The following is a 20,215-nucleotide window of genomic DNA, read 5'->3' on the forward strand; positions in this document are numbered from 1 at the left end:
TTCCCTCCGCATCGAAGTAATGCGGAAACCAAATTCTCTGCGGAGGTTTTTGTACGTTGTCGTCTGTGTTGGGTTATTCGCGAGTTAGGGCTTCCCGACCCTGATACTCACGCAATGTTTCGTCGTGAAGCGAGAAACTATGCGGAGTCAGCGTCGGAACGCTCATCGCGGGACAGGTTAATGCCGAGGGAAGCGGTCGCGTGGTCGAGTTCCTCATCGTCGGAGGAGCCCAACTCAACCGGAACGCCGTCGGCCGAAAGGACCTCAACGTTCAGGCAGAGCGACTGCAGTTCCTTCAGAAGCACCTTGAACGACTCCGGAATACCCGGATCCGGAATGTTGTCGCCCTTCACGATTGCCTCGTAGACCTTGACGCGGCCAACCACGTCATCGGACTTGATGGTGAGCAGCTCCTGCAGGGTGTAGGCAGCGCCGTATGCCTGCATTGCCCACACCTCCATCTCACCGAAGCGCTGACCACCGAACTGAGCCTTACCACCCAGCGGCTGCTGGGTAATCATGGAGTACGGACCGGTGGAACGAGCGTGAATCTTCTCGTCGACCAGGTGGTGCAGCTTCAGCATGTACATGTAGCCCACCGAAACCGGGAACGGGAACTTCTCGCCAGAGCGGCCGTCGAACAGCGTGGCCTTACCGTCAGCGTTGACCAGCACCTCGCCGTCACGGTTCGGGCGGGACGACGCGAGCAGACCAGCGAGCTCCTCGTTCTCAGCACCGTCGAACACTGGGGTTGCAACCAGGGAGTCGGACGGAACGTCGTGCAGGTCGGCCGGAAGACGCTTAGCCCAATCCGGGTCGCCCTCAATGCTCCAGCCGGCCTTCGCCAGCCAGCCGAGGTGAACCTCGAGAACCTGGCCGATGTTCATACGACGCGGAACACCGTGGGTGTTCAGAATGATGTCGACCGGGGTGCCGTCCGGCAGGAACGGCATGTCCTCCTGCGGCAGAATCTTGCCGATAACGCCCTTGTTACCGTGGCGACCTGCCATCTTGTCGCCGTCCTGGATCTTGCGCTTCTGCGCAACGTACACGCGGACCATCTCGTTGACACCCGGTGCCAGGTCGTCATCGTCTTCACGGGAGAAGACGCGGACGCCGATGACCTTGCCGGACTCACCGTGCGGAACACGCATGGAAGTGTCACGGACCTCGCGGGACTTCTCGCCGAAGATAGCGCGCAGCAGGCGCTCCTCCGGAGTCAGCTCAGTCTCGCCCTTCGGCGTGGTCTTAGCGACCAGGATGTCACCGTCGCGAACGTCGGCACCGATGCGGACGATGCCGCGTTCATCCAGATCCTTCAGCATCTCCTCGGACGCGTTCGGGATGTCACGGGTGATTTCCTCCGGCCCCAGCTTGGTGTCGCGGGCGTCAATCTCGTGCTCCTCGATGTGAATCGAGGTCAGGATGTCCTCCTCAACCATGCGCTGGTTCAGGATGATGGCGTCCTCGTAGTTGTGACCTTCCCACGGCATGAATGCCACGAGCAGGTTCTTACCAAGTGCCATCTCACCGTTGTCGGTACCCGGACCGTCAGCGATGACCTGGCCGGCCTCAACGCGCTGGCCCTCGTCAACCAGTGGCTTCTGGTTGTAGCAGGTGCCCTGGTTGGTGCGCTCGAACTTGCGCAGCAGGTAGGTGTGGCGCTGGCCCTCATCGTCCATGATGGTGATGAAGTCTGCCGACACGGACTCGACCACACCGGTGGCCGAAGCGACAATGACATCGCCGGCGTCGTAAGCAGCACGCTGCTCCATACCGGTACCGACGAACGGAGCCTCCGAACGCAGCAGCGGCACAGCCTGACGCTGCATGTTCGCACCCATCAGGGCACGGTTGGCGTCGTCGTGCTCGAGGAACGGAATCATGGCAGTAGCCACGGAGACCATCTGACGCGGGGAAACATCGAGGTAGTCGACCTCATCGGCGCGGACGGACTCGACGTCACCACCCTTCTTACGAACAGACAGGGTCTCCTGAACGAAGCGGCCGTTCTCATCAATCGGGGTGTTAGCCTGCGCGACAACGTAGCGGTCTTCCTCATCAGCGGTGAGGTAGTCGACCTCGTCGGTGATGACACCATCGCGGACGCGGCGGTACGGAGTCTCAATGAAACCGAACGGGTTCACGCGTGCGTAGCAGGACAGCGAACCAATCAGGCCAATGTTCGGACCCTCTGGGGTCTCAATTGGACACATGCGGCCGTAGTGGGACGGGTGAACGTCTCGAACCTCGAGACCAGCACGGTCACGGGTCAGACCACCCGGACCCAGTGCGGACAGACGACGCTTGTGGGTCAGACCCGACAGCGAGTTGTTCTGGTCCATGAACTGGGACAGCTGGGAAGTACCGAAGAACTCACGGATAGCCGCGGAGACCGGGCGCACGTTAATCAGAGTGGTCGGCTGGATCGACTCCACGTCCTGAGTGGTCATGCGCTCACGAACCACGCGTTCCATGCGGGACAGCCCCACACGAACCTGGTTCTGAATCAGCTCGCCTACGGTACGCAGACGACGGTTACCGAAGTGGTCGATATCGTCGGTCTCAACCGGGATCTCGACCCCTTCCGGCGAGGTCATAACATTCTCGCCGTCGTGCAGGCGCACGAGGTATTCAATGGTGGTAGCGATATCCTGTTCGGTCAGGACCATCTCGCCAGAGACCTCAGTACCCAGGCCCAGCTTGCGGTTGACCTTGTAGCGACCGACCTTGGCCAGGTCGTAGCGCTTCGGCTTGAAGAAGTTGTTCTCCAGCAGAGCCAGTGCGGACTCGCGCGTCGGCGGCTCACCCGGGCGCTGCTTGCGGTAAATCTCCAGCAGAGCCTCGTCGGTGTTTGCAACACCGTCCTTCTCCAGGGTGGCCATCATAATCTCAGAGAAGCCGAAGCGCTCCTTGATTTCCTCAGTGGTCCAGCCGAAAGCCTTCAGCAGAACCGTGACCGGCTGGCGACGCTTACGGTCAATACGAACGCCGACGGTGTCCCGCTTGTCGACGTCGAACTCCAGCCACGCACCGCGCGACGGAATAATCTTCACCGAGTGCAGCGGGCGCTCGGTGGACTTGTCGATGGTCTCATCGAAGTAGACGCCCGGAGAGCGCACCAGCTGAGAAACAACGACACGCTCAGTTCCGTTGACGATGAACGTACCCTTATCCGTCATCATCGGGAAGTCGCCGATGAAGACAGTCTGGCTCTTAATCTCACCGGTCTCGCGGTTGGTGAACTCCGCGGTGACGTAGAGGGGAGCCGAGTAGTTGATGTCCTTATCCTTGGACTCATCCACGGTGTTCTTGACGGAGTCGAACCATGGGTCCGACAGCGTCAGAGACATCTTCTGGGAGTAGTCCTCAATCGGAGAGAGCTCTTCTAGAATATCTTCGAGACCGCTGGTAACCCGAGCGTCTTCTCCGAGCTCCTCCTGGCGACGAGCGCGCCACTCAGGCGTGCCAATGAGCCATGCGAAAGACTCACGCTGCAGGTCGAGCAGACCAGGAACCGCGATCGGCTCCTGAATCTTTGCAAACGAGTACCTCTTCGAAGCTCCGGGAATACCGGTTACTGCCTTGGTCTGGCGGGAGACTGCCAAGATGCGTCCTTCCAGCACCTCACGCGGTGGAGCACACCGGCAACCGGTGGTGCGCTCCGCCCGCTTGGTTTATACGCGATTCAAGTTGCAGGAATTATTTCTGTTGCGCACCGGGATACTTTGCGTCTAACCTTTGGTCACACACGAAAGTGATTCCCCCGCCACTTGGCCTCCAAGACCAGCCTTTAAAAGGCGAGCCCCCGAGCCCTAACGACGGCGCCGCGGCAACTCCTTTAACAGCTAGATGCACGAAAAACGGTGCTACATAATAGCCCCGAGCCCCGAGCGCAAACTATAAAAGAGCTGGCGACAGATACACTAATTCCAGCGCAACGATTTAGCCTATATCAAAAACTGGCAGTTGTCTAGTACAACTTGACAAATCGGGCGTGTCGCATTCACCCGTCACCGATATAAAGGGTGAGGCCTGGGCGCTATGGCCGTCGTAAAGCGTTACTCTGCTTTACGACGGGTCGAAGGACGCACGATGCCCACGATTGCGATGAATACCAGAATCGAACCGGACGTAATGAGACCGATTGACCACGGCTCTAGAGCCGGGCGCTGGAAATTCTGTATTGCGCCGAAGAGAAGCTGATTGGAAAGGCCTTCGTCCATCTTTCCGTTGAAGCGCAGGTAGTCCATGATCGGCTCGCCGTCGCGAGTCTCCCACCAAAGGTGGATGTCCTCGGCCATATCGATGACCGAGCCAGACTTCGGCTCAACCCACAAATCACGGGTGCCCTGGTACTGGAGGAACCCGGATTTGTCATCCTGAGTTAGCTGAGAGACGTAAGAACGGTACTTCTGGGCGAGATTCGTCTTCTCAATATCCTGACGGAAATGCAGAATGCGGTTGCCACCGCGCTCCTCTTCCCCGACAAACTTTGCCGGCAGGGAATCGTGGAGGAAATCATCAAAGATCAGGTATTCTTTTTCCTCAGTGTCGGCCGGGAGCTTCACCCAGTTCCCCTCGAAAGCCACTGATCGTGGAACGCCCGCCATTCGGTCGACAAGCGTCGCAGGAGCCAGCGCCTCGCCGGTGAGTCGGTCGATGGTCACTGTCCAGATATTGGCCTCGATAAGCTCGGTCAGCGGGTCGGTGCCCATGACCTCCGGGGGAAGCTCACGCATTTCAGTCACACCGACACGGAGCGAAACCTTGTCCGCATCGGCGGGTTCGATGAGCACGCCGTGGAGCTGTCGCTGCAGCGGCGAGTGCACTTCTTCCCGCTTGCCTTCTTCGTTAATCCTGGTGGACACGCCGTCTTCCGCCCGCAGGGTGTACGACACCGGCGGCAGGTCAAGCGGCATTTTGGGATCAACATTGAGCACTTTGGGCAGCAAGATGCCAGCAGCAAGCAGTGCGGTGCCTAGACCCAACAGAAGGATAGACAGAATTCTCGGCCGTGAGAGCATGTTAGATACTTTACAGGCCAATAGGGGCAATCAAGACAATGAGTGGTCTGGTTTTTGCCCCCAACTCCCTGTGACGGGTGAGATTAGTGAGGTTTTGCCGGGGTCGGGTGGGTTAGCAAAGGCCCCAGAAACAAAAGAACCGCCAACCCCGGGTAAAAATCCCAGAATTGGCGGTCAGAATCGGTAGCTTTAGGCCACTACCGGAGCCGAAGCAAGTAACTGAATTACTTGAGGGAGACCTTTGCGCCAGCCTCTTCCAGCTTAGCCTTAGCAGCCTCAGCGTCGTCCTTGGAAGCACCCTCCAGGATAGCCTTCGGAGCGGACTCAACCATCTCCTTAGCCTCCTTCAGGCCCAGGCCGGAGACGATCTCGCGGACAGCCTTAATAACGCCAATCTTCTTAGCGCCAGCGTCCTCGAGGACGACGTCGAACTCGTCCTTCTCCTCAGCAGCAGCCTCGCCGCCAGCAGCGCCTGCAGCAGCAACTGCAACCGGAGCAGCAGCGGTGACGTCGAACTCCTCCTCGAAAGCCTTCTTGAACTCGGTGAGCTCAACGAGGGTCATTTCCTTGAAAGCCTCGAGCAGTTCCTCAGTGGTGTACTTAGCCATGGATATTCTCCTATGAGTGTGGTGCGGCCGCTCCCCTCAGAGATCCCTGGGGTCGAAGCCGTCAAAGTGATATTTAAAAGTTTTTCGCGTGATTTAGTTCGCGTAGTTCGCGAGCCGCTCGGGATTACTTCTTTTCCTCGAGTGCCGCAGCAAGGCGGGCAACCGAGGAGGTCGGAGCATCGAGCAGGCCAGCGACGTTCGCCAGAACGCCGTTGAAGGCACCAGCCAGCTTTGCCAGCGTGGTCTCACGGTTATCCATATCCGCAAGAGCCTCGAACTGTGCTGCATCCATTGCAGCACCGTCCATGTAGCCGCCCTTGATCACGAGGTTCTTGTTGTCACCGGCGAACTTCTTAATCGCCTTAGCCGCATCCACAGCCTCGCCCTTGATGAAGGCGACTGCAGTCGGGCCGTTCAGGTGCTCATCAAGACCCTCAATCCCTGCCTCGTCGGCAGCGATCTTGATCATGGTGTTCTTGGCGACGGAGTACTTAACATCAGCACCGAGGGCGCGACGCAGTTCCGTGATTTCCGCAACGGACAGGCCGCGGTACTCAGTCAGCACGATAGCGTTAGACTCTTCGACGTCCTGCTTCAGTGCTGCAACAGCTGCAATCTTCTCAGCATTTGCTGCCATGTGTACTCTCGCCTCCTTCCTGGTCTTTGCAATTTTCCGCTCGGCCAAGTGAAGGAGTCTTTTGCGCAAATACAACAAACGCCCCAATCCTCGCACAAGGATGGGGCGCACAATTCTTTTGGCATGTTCCACTTCAACTCCGCCAACTCCAAGGTCAGCAGGTGAAGTCAAACTGCGCAAGCGCTTCCAAGTCCTCCTGCGTGGGCCGCTCACTGTATTCCTACAATGAAACCTTCAATCCGCTTCTTTCGAAGCGAATGACCGACGGTCTTCGGTGAAACTTGAGTACCAACCTCCATCTTCCCAACTCGATGTTGGTACCGATTGGAAGCCGGTCAAACTTCGTGAAGAAACTCTATACCAGACCCAGGCAATTAACCAAATCGCCTATCCAAACCGCGCTGCACCAGGCTCTCCAAAGCGGCCGAACTCCAGGTCCTTCTCACGTTGCTGCACAATCATCTCAAGCTCGGCAAAGTACGCATTCAGGTCATCGTCGGCAAGCCAGAGCACTTGGTCGGCGTAGTCGAGTACCACGCGCACCATGTCGTCGGGATGCGCGTCTAACCTAGCGGCGTCGAGAATATCCACGGTGAGTGTCAGCGCCACACGCACGACCGGCGGAATCTGCGATGCCAGGCACTGTTGCGCCACGACATTGCGCAGCTCCACGGCTTCCATCCGCGCGATAATGCGCAGCAGCCGCACTACGACGACTTGCGCCGCCCGAGCTTGCAGAGCTTCCTCCTCACTCATCCCCGGAAGCACCACAGAATCCTGGATATTGCGGCGAAGGACCTCAGCTACGCGCTCGTCCTCCCCTAGACCCGTCAGCACCTCGCCCAGCAGAGTCTGCCCCGCGATGCGCAGGCAGGGCATGTCATAGGCGTCGTCGCCCAACGAGTCGAGATACGAGATGAGCTGCGGTTCAATAATTCCGGAACCGTCGTCGAGCTGCGCCAGGCGATTAATCTCGCCGAGCGCCTCCAGCCCTTCTTCGGGTTCCAAAATCAACGTCATAGTCGCGATTTTAAGCAACAAACTTTGGCTGTGAGTCCATTTCGGCTCGATTAGTTGTTTGGATTAGCAATTCGCTTTACGACTACCGCGCCCAACCCCCCACCGCGCTATCGATATCCCTTACGAGAATGCAAAACCGCCGCCTCACACACTTGGGAAAGTGCGCGCGGCGGCGGTTTTAAAGAGCTTGGCTCTGAGTCACCCTCGAGCGACTTGTGAAGAGCAACTCGCCTATCGGCTGATGCTGATTTAGGCGGTGTAGTCCTTGATCACGCTGGTGTCAACCGGGATGCCCGGGCCGTTGGTGGCGGAGACGGTGATCTTCTTCAGGTACTTACCCTTAGCAGCGGACGGCTTGAGACGCATCAGCTCGTCGATAAGCGCACCGTAGTTCTCGGCCAGCTTCTCGGCGTCGAAGGAAGCCTTACCGATAACAGCCTGCAGGTTTGCAGCCTTGTCAACGCGGAAGGAAATCTTACCGCCCTTGATCTCGGTGACAGCCTTAGCGACATCCGGGGTAACGGTGCCGGTCTTCGGGTTCGGCATCAGACCACGCGGGCCGAGGATACGAGCCACGCGACCAACCTTGGCCATCTGGTCCGGGGTTGCGATCGCAGCATCGAAGTCGGTCCAGCCGCCCTGAATCTTTTCGATCAGTTCCTCGGAACCGACGAAGTCAGCGCCGGCCTCTTCAGCCTTGGTGGCGTTCTCGCCAGCAGCGAAAACAACAACGCGGACGGTCTTACCGGTGCCGTTCGGCAGGGAGACAGTGCCGCGAACCAGCTGGTCGGCCTTGCGCGGGTCAACGCCCAGGCGGATAGCGACGTCGATGGTGGCGTCGTAGTTCTTGGAGGAAGTCTCCTTGACCAGGTTAGCGGCCTCGAGCGGAGAGTAGATGCGGCCGGCGTCGATCTTCTCGGCGGCGGCGCGGTATGCCTTGGAGTTCTTGCTCATGAAAAGTCCAATCTCAATTAAGTGAAATGGTTGGATTGTGGTGTGTAGCGGGCCGAAGCTGGCCCTACCACTTGGTGAAGGTGCAGCTAAACGCTGACGGTTTTACTTAGCGCCCTCGACGGTGATGCCCATGGAGCGAGCGGTACCGGCGATGATGCGTGCACCCATCTCGATGTCGTTGGCGTTCAGGTCCGGCTTCTTCAGCTCGGCGATTTCCTTGCACTGCTCCCAGGTCACGGAACCGACCTTGTTGGTGTGCGGAACGCCCGAACCCTTCTGGATGCCAGCGGCCTTCAGCAGCAGCTTAGCTGCCGGCGGGGTCTTCAGAACGAAGGTGAAGGAGCGGTCTTCGTAGACGGAGATTTCAACCGGGACAACGTTGCCACGCTGGTTCTCAGTTGCTGCGTTGTAAGCCTTGCAGAACTCCATGATGTTGACACCATGGGCACCCAGTGCCGGACCAACCGGCGGAGCCGGGTTAGCCTGACCAGCCTGGATCTGCAGCTTAATAATCGCAGAAAGCTTCTTCTTCGGAGCCATCGGATTAACCTACTTCCTAGTTACCGGGGCACGCCGCCCCGATGAAAAGGCGACTCACCCCGTCCGGATGCCGACGCTTTACGACGACCCTTGCGCCCACGACCATCATGGCCGCTGGCGCTGGTCATCGAGTTGGTGCCAGCCACCGGGGATACGAATTACTTGGCGCATCTGTGCTCAAGGCACAAAAATGCACGCCTGGCTACGTTACCGCAGCGTATGGCGTGCATCAAAATCCGTTACCGGATTGGTTGCTCGAGAGAGCTAGCTGGTGCCTTTGCTCGGCGCTTGGCTTGCTGCCCGGCTTAGTGCGAGGCCCGCTTAGTGCGAGGCCCGCTTAGTGCGAGGCCTAGTTCAGCTTCTCGACCTCATCGATGCCCAGCTCGACCGGGGTCTCGCGGCCGAAGATGGAAACCAGGGCCTTCATGCGGCCGGTGTCCGGGTCGATCTCGGAGATGGTCGCAGCCACAGATGCGAACGGGCCGGACAGGATGGTGACGGACTCGCCGACCTCGTAGTCGATGGCTACGGCCTTCTTCTCTGCCTGCGGAGCCGCTGCGACAGCCAGCTCACCGTCGGCATTTGCAGCTTCCTCAGCGGCGTCCGCGGTGATGGTCTCCTTCGGCATGAGGAACTTAGCGACCTCGCGAATCTTGACCTTGGACGGCTGACCCTCGCTACCGACGAAGGAAGTAACACCCGGGGTGTCGCGGACGACGGACCAGGACGGGTCATCCAGGCTCATGCGGACCAGAACGTAGCCCGGCAGCAGCTTGCGCTTAACGATCTTCTTCTTGCCGTCGTCCTTGCGCTCTTCGACTTCCTCAACCGGAACGATGACCTCGTGGATCTGCTCATCGACACCCATGGTCTGGGCGCGCATTTCCAGGTTGGTCTTCACCTTGTTCTCGTAGCCGGAGTAGCACTGGATGATGTACCAGTCGCCCGGACGACGCTTGAGCTCACGCTGGAACTCGCGCAGGCGCTTACGGTACTCGGCGTCTGCGTCAGCAGCTGCTTGCGCCTCAGCGTCAGCGGCGGTCTCCTCTGCCGGCGCTGCTTCTGCTGCAGCAGTGTCAGCTGCGGCTGCGTCGGCTGCGGCTGCACCCTCGGCCGGAGCTTCTACCTGAGCCGGTGCGCCCTGCGCATCCTGCTCAGTTGCGGCAGCATCCGCGGGCTGGGCGTCGGAGAAAATATTCTGACCATCATTCATGTCGTGCTAACCCCTCTTGTATCTACATCAACGGTTCGCGACATTGGCATCTTCGCTCAAAGAGTCTTAAGAGCCAATATGCCATCCGCAATCACTTCGCACAGCAAGACACCAGCTGCGCTAACGAATAATCCCGCCGTCCGGAACTCGGAGGCGGGATGAAAAGCATCACTGCGAAACAGTATAACCGATTACTTGCCCAACACCGATCGGACACCCAGACCGGCCAGCGTGTCCACACCCCACACGAGAGCGATCATGGCAATCAGGAACAGAATCACGATGATGCTGTAGGTGACCATCTGGCGGCCGGTCGGCCAAATCACCTTGCGCAGCTCGTCAACAACCTGCTTGATGAAAACCAAAGGGTTACGAGTCGAAAACTCGTTGGTCTCCTTCTCACGCGCAGGCTTCTTCGCCACGGTGGTCTGCGCGCCCGTCGCCTGGCGCTTACCGGACGGGCGAGCCGCCGCCTGGAAAGTCTGGTTTTCCTCAGACACGATGCTCCTTCGCTACTTCGTGCATATGAGACCTAAAGATACTGCACAGTGAAACTCAAACGTGAATTCTCCAAGGGCAAACTCCAGGGATGTTCTCCGGAGCCAACCCCCCACTGTGCAGAGCAAGTCTGGTTCAGTGCGTAAATTCTAGCCGATTATCCACACTATCGAAGAAATGCCCTTCGTGGGAACCGCAGGCTTCGAGATTCGATTCCCCTGCTGGCCTTGCGGCGATACTCACTGACGGCCACTTCACTGCTGCTTCGCCCTAGCTCGGGCTGCAAGCTTGGGCTGCTCGCTCGTGCTGCAAGCTTGGGCTGCAAAAACGACGACCAACAGCCTACGGGCTGCAAATGTGAAACTGTGCGAGTTTATGGCACTTTCAAGCCATTTTTACTTTCAAGCCATTTTTCGAGCCATTTTTGCCATAACCGCAGTCAGTAACTCGCTTTGCCCCACCGCCGCCGAATATAAACGAAAAACCCGCCACCCAGGCGCATTTTCATACGCCCCGGATGACGGGTACTTGCAGGGGCGACAGGACTCGAACCTGCAACCTGCGGTTTTGGAGACCGCTGCTCTACCAATTGAGCCACGCCCCTTCACCACCAGCAAAAGAACTTTCTAATCCTTAGCTGACAATGTCCCACCTTACTGCATTGCTGCATAATCAAGGCGGGGTTCGACGAACATCACTGTCCGTAGTAGCGATGGGGGGGATCGAACCCCCGACCTCACGATTATGAGTCGTGCGCTCTCACCATCTGAGCTACATCGCCCCTATTCTCTACCGGACATAAGTCCGCATAAAAGAACAGAGCCCCCTGACAGAATCGAACTGTCGACCTTTTCCTTACCATGGAAACGCTCTGCCGACTGAGCTAAGGGGGCATCAGCATCCATTGAACTCAGCACGTAACTCCGGGCCAATAATTGACCGCTTCGTTTCGTTCTGTGCTCTCCGTGAAGCCTTGCAAAGATTAACCCGAAATCACCGCTAAGCACAAATCAGCAGGTAGGCAGCGGTATTTCTTGTCATGTTTGCTGACATTTTGGCGGCCACTTATGGATAATCTATTCACTTATCGATGAGCCCCAGCGGAACCATAAGTGAATAGCCCATCGATAAGTGGCCGCCCCTAACCCGAGCTCCTAACCCGAACCTCTAACCCAACCCCTGCCCCGTATCCCCACCAACAGCCCCTACAAACAAAAAATCACCGCGAGAAAATTCTCGCGGTGATTTCACTGTGCCAGATGATGGATTCGAACCAACGAAGGCAATGCCGACGGATTTACAATCCGCTCCCTTTGGCCGCTCGGGCAATCTGGCGTGCACTCTTAAACGGTGCGAATGGAATGCTACCCACTACTCTGTCATTTACACAAATCGCCAGGTAAGGAGGATATTTTCCTACTTGGATTCACCCCTCAGCAGAGCTCACCCCCAGCAGAGCTCAACTCTCAGCAGAAATCACTCCAGAGCAGAGCTCGCCCCTTGGTTCATCTCGACAGTGGAGCTCAATCCACTACCCCACGCGCTCCACGGTGTAGCGAGCAACGTGGCGCAGAGCGTCCTTGGCCGCACAGTCGGGAAGGCCAGCGATGACGCGGTCGGACTCATCCAGCAGTTCATTGACCTTCTCCATCGCGCGAGCCACACCGTTGGTCTGAGCCAGGAGCTCGAGGGCCTCGTCGACAAGCGCATCGTCGGAGACTGGGCCGACGAGAATCTCGCGGAGGCGGTCAGCTGCTGGAGTGTCCTCCTGTAGCGCGTAGAGAACCGGTAGCGTGAAGACGCCCTCGCGCAAGTCAGTGCCCGGAGTCTTGCCGGACTGATCTGTGTTGGAGGAGATGTCGATGATGTCGTCGACGATCTGGAAAACGATTCCAATTAGTTCGCCATAGCGGCGCAGCGCATTGGAAATATCGGCGGACGCACCGGCGTGATAGGCACCGAGATAACCAGCCGATGCGATGAGCACACCGGTCTTTTCGGCAATGACCTTCAGGTAGCGCTCGATGCGCTCTTCAATCGGCAGGTCCAAGTCGTTGAGGCACTCACGCATCTGACCTGTGACAAGGACACCGAAGGTCTCGGCGAAGTGGGCTACGCTCTCGGAACCGAGCTCCGCCAGCAGGCGGGATGCAGCAGCGAAGAGGTAGTCACCGGCCAGAATGGCGACGGTGTTGTCCCAGCGCGAGTTTGCGGAGGACACACCGCGGCGCTTATCCGCTTCATCCATGACATCGTCGTGGTAGAGCGTCGCCAGGTGCGTCAGCTCCAGCACCGTCGCGGCGGTGATGACCTTATCGCTCTCCGGGTTCTCACCGAACTGCGCGGCAAGCATGGTAAACATTGGGCGGAAGCGCTTACCACCAGCCTGAGCTAGGTGGGAAACCCGCTCGGCTAGGAAGTCCTCGCCGCGCCCCAGCTCAGTAATCAGGAGGTCCTCGCTCTTGCGCATTCCCTCGGTGATTGTTGCTTCCAACGCCTCATCAACGAAGTGAGAACTAGTGGCGGTGTGCTCACCAGTGCCCTGAGCACTTCCGGAACTAAGCCCGGAGTAGTCTCCAGTACGCATTCGAGACCTGCCTAACTGACGATAAAAGATAAGAAACTGCTAAATAAACTACCCTACGAGCATAGTGGCTAGCAGACCAGTTCCCATATTTGTTTCAACGTCGTTATACGCTGGGGCAATGACCTCAAGCCCGATTTCGCGAGTTTCCCCCACGTTCGACGGCGCCGTCGCTCTACCCAGCAGCACTGACGTGCTCATTGTTGGCGCTGGCCCCACCGGCTCCGCAGCCGCAATTCACGCCGCCCGCGCCGGTTTTTCGGTCACTGTGGTCGACTCGCAGCGCTTCCCGCGCGACAAGACTTGTGGCGACGGACTCACTCCTCGCGCTATCGCTGAGCTACGTCGCCTAGGGCTTGACGACGAGCTCCTGCGCCGCAACCGCAACCGCGGACTCAAGCTGCACGGATTCGGCGGCTCCATCACCGCACCTTGGCCAGATGATGCCTCCGGCACTTTTCCCGCTGTCGGATCCGCGATGCCGCGAGTTGAGCTCGACACTTTCTTACTCAATGCCGCCGCTGATGCCGGTGCACAAGTCTTTGATGGGGTCGCTGCGCGGAAGGTAGTTCCCGGAGCGTTGAGCAGTGGTGGCACGCGGGGCCACAGTGTGCGCGAGGTGGAACTTTCCGACCGCGAAGGCAAGCCACACACCATCTCGGCCCGCTGGCTGCTCGTGGCCGATGGGGTCCGAAGTACCGTCGGCAAGCAGCTGGGGCGTGCGTGGCATCGGGACAGCGTGTTTGGCGTGGCCGCGCGGTCATATGTCAGCTTCGACAGCGCGGACGTAGCGGATGACTGGATTCACTCGCACCTGGAACTGCGCGACTCCGAGGGGCAGACGCACCCGGGCTATGGCTGGATCTTCCCGCTGGGAGAAGGCCGGGCGAACGTGGGGTGTGGGGCGCTGGCGACGTCGGCACGCCCGGCGCGCACGAACGTGAAGAAGTTGCTACGCGAGTACCACGGGCAGGTGCGTGATCAGTGGCAGATGAGCGAACCAGAGCACGTGACGTCGGCGCTGTTGCCGATGGGTGGTGCTGTATCGAATGTGGCGGGGCCGAACTGGGCGTTGCTCGGTGATGCTGTGTGCCTGGTCAACCCGCTCAACGGTGAGGGCATTGACTACGGCATGGAGTCGGCGCGGCTGGCGGTGGAGCTGATTAGTTCGATTGGTGCGTGCAGCGATGGGCTGACTCACTCCTGGCCCGCCCTGCTTCGCGAGCACTACGGCACTGGCTTCTCGCTGGCTCGCAAGTTGGCGCTGACGTTGACGTACCCGAGCTTCCTCCCCACGGTCGGCCCGCTGACTATCGGCGCCCCGTGGGGCAGCCAGCTCATGGGCGTTGCCGCACGACTGATGGGAAACCTGGTCACGGAACACGACCGCGATGTGGTGGCGCGACTGTGGCGCGCTTCGGGGCAGGCGGCGCTGGCCTCCGATAAGTGGTTCGGGCGCCAGCCCTGGCAGTAAAAATCGCTTTACGACGGGCCCCGCGACCCAGCCCCGATTGCGAGCTCGCGAGCTACTGCGCGGGCTTGGTTGCCGAGTGCAGCGCCGCGATGCCAAAGGTGAGGTTCTGCCACCCGGCATCCTCCCAGCCAGAGGCATTGATGTCGCGGGCAAGCTGCGGCTGGTTCGGCCAGGCGCGAATCGACTCCGCCAAGTACACGTAGGCCTCCGGGTTCGAGGAGACGACCTTGGCGATCTGCGGCAGTGCCCGCATCAGGTACTCCTTGTAGAAGGTGCTGAACACTGGCACCACAGGGGTGGAGAACTCACAGACTGTCAGCTGGCCTCCGGGCTTGGTCACGCGGGCTAGTTCGGCGAGGCCCGCCTTGTAGTCCACGATGTTGCGAAGACCGAAGCTGATGGTCACCGCGTCGAAGGTGTTGTCCGGGAATGGCAGCTTCATGCCGTCACCGCAGACCTTGGGAACATCGCGATGTGCACCGGCCTTGAGCATGCCTCGGGAGAAGTCACAGGCAACGACGTATGCGCCAGACTTTGCCAACTCCACTGAGGAAACAGCCGTACCAGCGGCCAGGTCGAGGACCTTCTGGCCAGGCTGCAGGTTCAGGCGCTTTGCCGTGCGCACGCGCCAGTAGTGGTCAATACCACCAGTGAGCACGGTATTAGTGATGTCGTAATTCTTCCCCACGCCGTCGAACATCGAGGCGACTTCGCTGGGATTTTTCGTTAAATCAGCCCTAGACACGATGTCCAGATTACGCGACCGACTTCTGACGCGTAGCAGCACCTGTACGGGAAGCGTCAATCGTATCTGCTGCGACCTTGCTTGACGTCTCGGCCGAGGAGACCCCAGAAACCTCCTCGTAGTGACAAACAAGGTCTGCACACAGTGCTTCCCAGGTACGTTCGGTCACGGTGTCGCGGCAGCGGTTGCGCAGCTGCTTGCGTGCCAGCTCATCGTCGACGAGCAGCAGCTTGTCGACCGCCTCAGACAGATCGCGGGTGAAAGTCTTGGGCTCCAGCAGATAGCCGTTGACATCGTTAGTAATCAGGTCGCGCGGGCCGCCTGCGTTCGGAGCGATGGCCGGAACACCGGAAGCGTGGGCTTCCTGTACGGCCTGGCAGAAGGTTTCAAAGTCACCGGTGTGAACGAACACGTCCAGGCTGGCGAATGCCGCTGCCAACTTATCGCCGGTGAGCTGCCCAGTGAAGACGGCATTCGGCATCTGCTTCTGCAGCTTCGGCAGCTCCGGGCCATTACCAACAATGACCACCTGGATATCATCGCGGCCGTTCAGCGCTGCCAGCCGCTCCACCGACTTCTCCGCCGCCAGCCTGCCGACATAACCAACAATTGGCTTGCCCTCCGGGCTCCACTGCTTCCTGAGCTCTTCACTACGCTTTGTCGGAGTAAAGCGAACCGCATCAACACCACGACCCCAGCGGTAGACGTCACGAATCTTGTGATTCTGCAGGTCCTCAATAGTCGGCGACGACGGCGCCAGCGTTCGGGCGCAGGAGTTGTGAATCACGCGCGTCCACAACCACGCGGCCGTGGAGAGCCCCGCCAACTTGTAGTTCTTGGCAAAACCCGCAACGTCCGTCTGATAGATAGCCACAGCCGGGATGCCCAGCGCCTTAGCAGTCAAAGCACCGGCACCACCGAGCACAAATGGCGAAGCCAAGTGGACAACATCCGGCTTAAACTGCGTCAGCGCCGACGCTACCCTGCGGTTCGGCACACCAATCGGTAGTGAATCAATCAACGGCACCATCACGGTGGGCACACGCTCAATGCGGTAGTCGCAGTAGAACTCTGCTTCTTCCTGCCAGTCTCGAGCACCCGGCGCAATCACCAGCGCCTCGTGTCCCTCACGGCGTAAGTGTTCCAACACCCGCAGCACGGAGTTTGTCACTCCATTGATGTTGGGCAAGAAGCTTTCAGCAATGATGGCAACGCGCATGGTGCTAGTTTTCCATCTCGTCGGAAAGCGAAAGTGACCCTCTGTTTACCTTTTGGGGATCTCTTTGTAAACGACGGGTTGCGCGCAACGACAACCACCACAACGGCGCGACGACGATAAACGCAACCACAGCGATGCTGGCAGCCGGGAGAAGCGACAGCGTCCAAGTGCGTCCGGCGACGCGGACGACATTGGGGTCAGTGCGGTCGTATTCGACGCGGACGCGCTGCCCCTCTTCCAGACCAACGGGATAGAGCAAGCCGGTTGGTGGCGACTGAAAATCACCATTCTCGTCGACGAAATCGACCGTGGTGCGAAGAAGCTCGACCGAGCGCACATTGGCTACGGACTGCCCCATGTTCGACTCGATATTGCGGTCATTAATGAAGCAGCCAACCACCATGGCCAGGCACGAAAGCAACAGGCAAATAATTACAAAGAGCAGCACCTGACGAAGGAAGCGCGGCCAATTGGCCAGGGCAGTTTTCCACTGCATGGCGGTCGCGACCTCCTTATTCTTCTGTCCTTGATTGTTTCCAGCTCTAATCTGATGCTGCCGGCCAGCTAGTCCTTATCCAGCAAGCCTTGTTCAGCTAGTGCTTGTCCAGCACCCCAATCTCCGCATTGTATGCCAGCTTGTGATGCAACTGTCTCCGCGTCGCACGCGTGGTCGCCACCTCGATGACGCGGATGCCATCGACGTCGGTATCCGGGTGCAGCTGCGCGAGCAGATCTGGGAGGCGGTCAACATGCACGTGCTCGACCCCGTAAGCCTGACAGATGCCCTCAAAGTCCACGTTCTGCGGTGTGCCGAAGATGCGCTCGAAGCTTCCCCGCAGAGCCGGGCTGCCCGCCTCCAGCGTCTCGAAGATACCGCCACCGGCATCGTTGGCCACCACGATGGTGAGGTTTTCCGGCCTCGGCTCCAGCGGCCCAATCGCCAACGCTGCGGAGTCGTGCTGGAACGTCAGGTCCCCCATGAGCGCAATCGTCCGCGGCGGGCGGATCTCGTCGGCATGCTCGCGGTCGGACGCCAGCGCAATTCCAATCGCCGTCGCCACCGTGCCGTCGATGCCCGCGGCGCCCCTCCCCGCATACGTGTTCACCCCCGGGAAAGGCAGGCCCGTGTACGACGCATCGCGCACCGGGTTCGACGCGCCTAACACCACATTGTCACCCGTGCGCAGGCTATCCGTCAGCGCTGCCGCCACATGAAATCCGGTCAGTGGCTCCTCCGCTTCAATCGACTCGGTAATCGTCTCCCGCACGGACTTCACCGCCAATTCACTGGCAGCCTCACAGATTTTCGTCCACTGCGGGTCCTGGTCCCCCATAGTCTGCACATGCTTGACGACGGCCCTTGCGTTCGCCGTTACATCCGGAAACTCCACCCCAAAGCCGTGGTTTTCCGCATCCGAGACAACCGTCAACTCGATATCAGGATTGGCCAGCAGCTTAGAGATCCCTCGGTGCAGCGTCGGTCTGCCGACCAACACAATCTGCTCCGGCGGAATCTGCGCAAAAGTACCCGCCGCAAGCGGGTGAACCGGGTGCGCCGGCGCATATGCATTCGGCTCAGCGATGGTTGGCAAATCCTCCAACTCTGGCAGATGCGGGGCATTCGAGCCCGCAATCACGAGTGTGCGGCGGCTGATGTCAATTGTGGCTGTGCTAGCCGCGTTGGCCGGGCTGGTAGGGGCCGAGTTGGCCGCGATGGCGGCTGCGCCGACGTTGTTGCTGTTGGTAGGCGCAATCGTGGTCCAGGGGCCGCCGTCTGCGCGACCCTCGGGGATGTCGGCAACGGAGTCGTCGCCAGGCACGAGCGGTTCGACAAAACGGACGTTGAGGTGGCCGGCCCCGGATGCCATGGCGGCAACAACGCGATCAATGCGGGCGCGAATCTGCGCGGCAGTGGCATTCGTGACCGGGGCGGTGCCGTCCAGATCGAACTCAACGACGGAGGCATCGGCGAACAGGCGGTCCTGGACGATGGTCTGGTTCGCGCCGGTGCCGCGATAATGCGCGGGGCGATCGGCGGTCAGTGCCAGCAGCGGAATGCCCGACGCGGTGGCTTCGACCATGGCGGGCACGAGGTTCGCGACAGCTGTGCCGGATGTTGTGATTACCGGGGTCACCTTGCGGGTGCGCGAGGCCAGGCCGAGGGCGAGGAAGGCGGCGGAGCGTTCATCGATGCGCACATGGAGGCGGACCTTCGCCGCATCGGCGGCCTGGACCAGAGCGCGGGCCAGCGGGGCGGACCGGGAACCCGGGCACACTACGGCATCGACCATGCCGAGACGCAGCAGCTCATCGACAATGAGGCCCGCTACCACTGCGGATGGGGCCGCGGGGGCTGTATGGGCTGCGGAGGTGTGGGGCGTGGCGTCGGTTGCCGAGGCTGGGGTGCCAGCATCGGTGGCGGCGGCATTGGTGATGTTGGTGCCCTGAGCGTGCGAAGTCTGGGAGGTGTCCTGGTTGTCGTTCACACTCAATAGGCTACTTGTCAGGTCGGATATCGGGCTCGTTGGGAGTTACTGACCCCGTTTATGACAGTTTGGAGCCGTTTTTCGAACTCAAAGTGTCATAAACGGGGTCAGTATCTCTGGATGCTCCGTGAGTTGGAGCAGGTTGTAGAGCAGCTACAGGTGGGATAGGCCGCCAGGTGCGCCGCTACAGGTGGGCGTACGCCGCGCGGAGGCGGTCGAACCACCAATCGCGGCGGGGACCCGGCGCGGCGAGCTCGGCCAGGCGGGAAGGGTCGGGGGCGGGGTTGGTGACGGGCAAACGGCCATCGATAAGTGGCCGGGGCTCGATGACGTCCTCGATAAACAGCGAGGACGTGGCCAAACCCGCCGCGTTCGGCTCCGGCTGCAGCTCGGTAGTAGGCAGGGCCGCCGCCGCGAACAAGCCGGCAGCCATGCCAACGCCAGTGTCCAACGCGCTGGCGACGGTCACCTTCATCTCCAGCTCCTCGGCCAACCGAAGCAAACGGCGTGGCCCACCAAGTGGCGCGACCTTCATTACGCCCACGTCAGCCGCCTGCTCGCGCGCAACCAAATACGGATCCTCAGCCTTGCGGATCGACTCATCGGCAGCAACCGGGCAAAACTCCCCCACTGCGTCGCGGACCTGCCGCAGCTCGGCGACAGTCGCAACGGGCTGTTCCATATACTCCAGCGGGCCCAACTCATGAGCGGCGCGGATGGCCTGCTCCACCGACCAGCCACGGTTCGCATCCACCCGCACCACAGGTTCATAGCCATAGGCTTCGGCCACCGCGGTGCGGACGGCGGCTACGCGCTCGATGTCGTCGTTAAGCGATTGGCCGCTCTCTGCGACCTTGACCTTGAACGTGCGGCACCCGGGGTAACGCCCCACGACCTCCGGCACCTGCTCGGGTGTGATGGCGGGGATGGTGGCGTTGACCTCGACAAACTCGCGCTTCGGGGTGGGCAGGCCGACGTAGGCGCATTCGATGGCCGAGCGCAGCCACGCGGCGGCCTCGGGCGCCTCGTACTCCAGGAAGGGCGCGAACTCGCCCCAGGTGACGGGGCCGTCGATGAGGAGCGCCTCGCGAGTGGTGACGCCACGGAATTTCACTGCCATGGGCAGAGCCACGACGTGGGCGCGGTCGAGGATGTCGTCGATTGGCGGAAGCTGGATGTTGGGCGCAGCGGACACACACATACCCCTCAT

At 60.0% G+C, this 20,215-nt stretch carries 16 protein-coding genes and 4 tRNA genes; 1 reads left to right on the plus strand and 19 read right to left on the minus strand.

The genetic code is table 11. The features are described from left to right. Positions 1–137 precede the first annotated feature (137 nt). From HMPREF2847_RS05415 to HMPREF2847_RS05480, 14 genes are all read right to left on the minus strand, one after another. Positions 138–3,626 (minus strand): DNA-directed RNA polymerase subunit beta, encoded by a 3,489-nt coding sequence (locus tag HMPREF2847_RS05415; RefSeq protein WP_070566356.1) that lies wholly within the window; start codon positions 3,624–3,626, stop codon positions 138–140. Positions 3,627–4,061: 435 nt separating this feature from the next. After that, the gene (locus HMPREF2847_RS05420; RefSeq protein WP_049190601.1) at positions 4,062–5,027 is read right to left on the minus strand and encodes a cell envelope lipid trafficking protein PgfA; all 966 of its coding nucleotides are present in this window, start codon (positions 5,025–5,027) and stop codon (positions 4,062–4,064) included. A gap of 224 nt (positions 5,028–5,251) precedes the next feature. Further along, on the minus strand, positions 5,252–5,635 hold the full coding sequence (gene rplL / locus HMPREF2847_RS05425) for a 50S ribosomal protein L7/L12 (RefSeq protein ID WP_038627619.1): 384 nt from the start codon (positions 5,633–5,635) through the stop codon (positions 5,252–5,254). Positions 5,636–5,759: 124 nt separating this feature from the next. Then, complete coding sequence (gene rplJ / locus HMPREF2847_RS05430; protein ID WP_016422046.1) at positions 5,760–6,272, minus strand: 50S ribosomal protein L10; 513 nt, start codon at positions 6,270–6,272, stop codon at positions 5,760–5,762. A 387-nt stretch (positions 6,273–6,659) separates the two neighbouring features. After that, positions 6,660–7,292, minus strand: coding sequence for a hypothetical protein (locus HMPREF2847_RS05435; protein ID WP_069359387.1), 633 nt, complete (start codon positions 7,290–7,292; stop codon positions 6,660–6,662). 249 nt (positions 7,293–7,541) lie between these two features. After that, complete coding sequence (rplA, locus tag HMPREF2847_RS05440; protein WP_070851750.1) at positions 7,542–8,246, minus strand: 50S ribosomal protein L1; 705 nt, start codon at positions 8,244–8,246, stop codon at positions 7,542–7,544. A gap of 102 nt (positions 8,247–8,348) precedes the next feature. Next, positions 8,349–8,786 carry a 50S ribosomal protein L11 gene (gene rplK / locus HMPREF2847_RS05445; protein WP_016422043.1) on the minus strand — a complete coding sequence of 146 codons (438 nt, stop codon included), beginning with the start codon at positions 8,784–8,786 and terminating at the stop codon, positions 8,349–8,351. Between the two features lie 349 nt (positions 8,787–9,135). Next, entirely contained in the window at positions 9,136–9,999 is an 864-nt protein-coding gene (gene nusG / locus HMPREF2847_RS05450) for a transcription termination/antitermination protein NusG (RefSeq protein ID WP_070851751.1), read from the minus strand. Positions 10,000–10,190: 191 nt separating this feature from the next. Beyond that, positions 10,191–10,499, minus strand: coding sequence for a preprotein translocase subunit SecE (gene secE / locus HMPREF2847_RS05455; RefSeq protein WP_070851752.1), 309 nt, complete (start codon positions 10,497–10,499; stop codon positions 10,191–10,193). A gap of 529 nt (positions 10,500–11,028) precedes the next feature. After that, positions 11,029–11,101: transfer RNA gene (locus HMPREF2847_RS05460), tRNA-Trp, on the minus strand. A gap of 103 nt (positions 11,102–11,204) precedes the next feature. Then, a tRNA-Met gene (locus tag HMPREF2847_RS05465) sits at positions 11,205–11,278 on the minus strand. 39 nt (positions 11,279–11,317) lie between these two features. Continuing rightward, positions 11,318–11,390, minus strand: a tRNA-Thr gene (locus tag HMPREF2847_RS05470). 360 nt (positions 11,391–11,750) lie between these two features. Then, a tRNA-Tyr gene (locus tag HMPREF2847_RS05475) sits at positions 11,751–11,832 on the minus strand. Positions 11,833–12,028: 196 nt separating this feature from the next. Next, on the minus strand, positions 12,029–13,084 hold the full coding sequence (locus HMPREF2847_RS05480; protein WP_070851753.1) for a polyprenyl synthetase family protein: 1,056 nt from the start codon (positions 13,082–13,084) through the stop codon (positions 12,029–12,031). A gap of 118 nt (positions 13,085–13,202) precedes the next feature. Here HMPREF2847_RS05480 and HMPREF2847_RS05485 point away from each other — a divergent pair, with 118 nt between their 5' ends. After that, a complete protein-coding gene (locus HMPREF2847_RS05485; protein ID WP_222866885.1) occupies positions 13,203–14,555 on the plus strand; it encodes a geranylgeranyl reductase family protein in 1,353 nt (450 codons plus the stop codon). Positions 14,556–14,607: 52 nt separating this feature from the next. Here HMPREF2847_RS05485 and HMPREF2847_RS05490 read toward each other — a convergent pair whose 3' ends face one another. The 5 genes from HMPREF2847_RS05490 to HMPREF2847_RS05510 form a co-directional block, all read right to left on the minus strand. Continuing rightward, positions 14,608–15,300, minus strand: coding sequence for a demethylmenaquinone methyltransferase (locus tag HMPREF2847_RS05490; RefSeq protein WP_048732404.1), 693 nt, complete (start codon positions 15,298–15,300; stop codon positions 14,608–14,610). Positions 15,301–15,310: 10 nt separating this feature from the next. Beyond that, positions 15,311–16,519, minus strand: a complete 1,209-nt coding sequence (locus tag HMPREF2847_RS05495; RefSeq protein ID WP_070851754.1) for a glycosyltransferase family 4 protein — start codon at positions 16,517–16,519, stop codon at positions 15,311–15,313. A gap of 4 nt (positions 16,520–16,523) precedes the next feature. Continuing rightward, the gene (locus HMPREF2847_RS05500) at positions 16,524–17,015 is read right to left on the minus strand and encodes a DUF3592 domain-containing protein (protein WP_038627602.1); all 492 of its coding nucleotides are present in this window, start codon (positions 17,013–17,015) and stop codon (positions 16,524–16,526) included. Between the two features lie 97 nt (positions 17,016–17,112). Beyond that, positions 17,113–18,852, minus strand: a complete 1,740-nt coding sequence (gene menD / locus HMPREF2847_RS05505; RefSeq protein ID WP_168168364.1) for a 2-succinyl-5-enolpyruvyl-6-hydroxy-3-cyclohexene-1-carboxylic-acid synthase — start codon at positions 18,850–18,852, stop codon at positions 17,113–17,115. Between the two features lie 337 nt (positions 18,853–19,189). Beyond that, positions 19,190–20,215 carry an o-succinylbenzoate synthase gene (locus tag HMPREF2847_RS05510; RefSeq protein WP_070851755.1) on the minus strand — a complete coding sequence of 342 codons (1,026 nt, stop codon included), beginning with the start codon at positions 20,213–20,215 and terminating at the stop codon, positions 19,190–19,192.

Source organism: Corynebacterium sp. HMSC074C03, assembly GCF_001838285.1.
In the GTDB taxonomy this organism is placed as follows: Bacteria; Actinomycetota; Actinomycetes; order Mycobacteriales; family Mycobacteriaceae; genus Corynebacterium; species Corynebacterium amycolatum.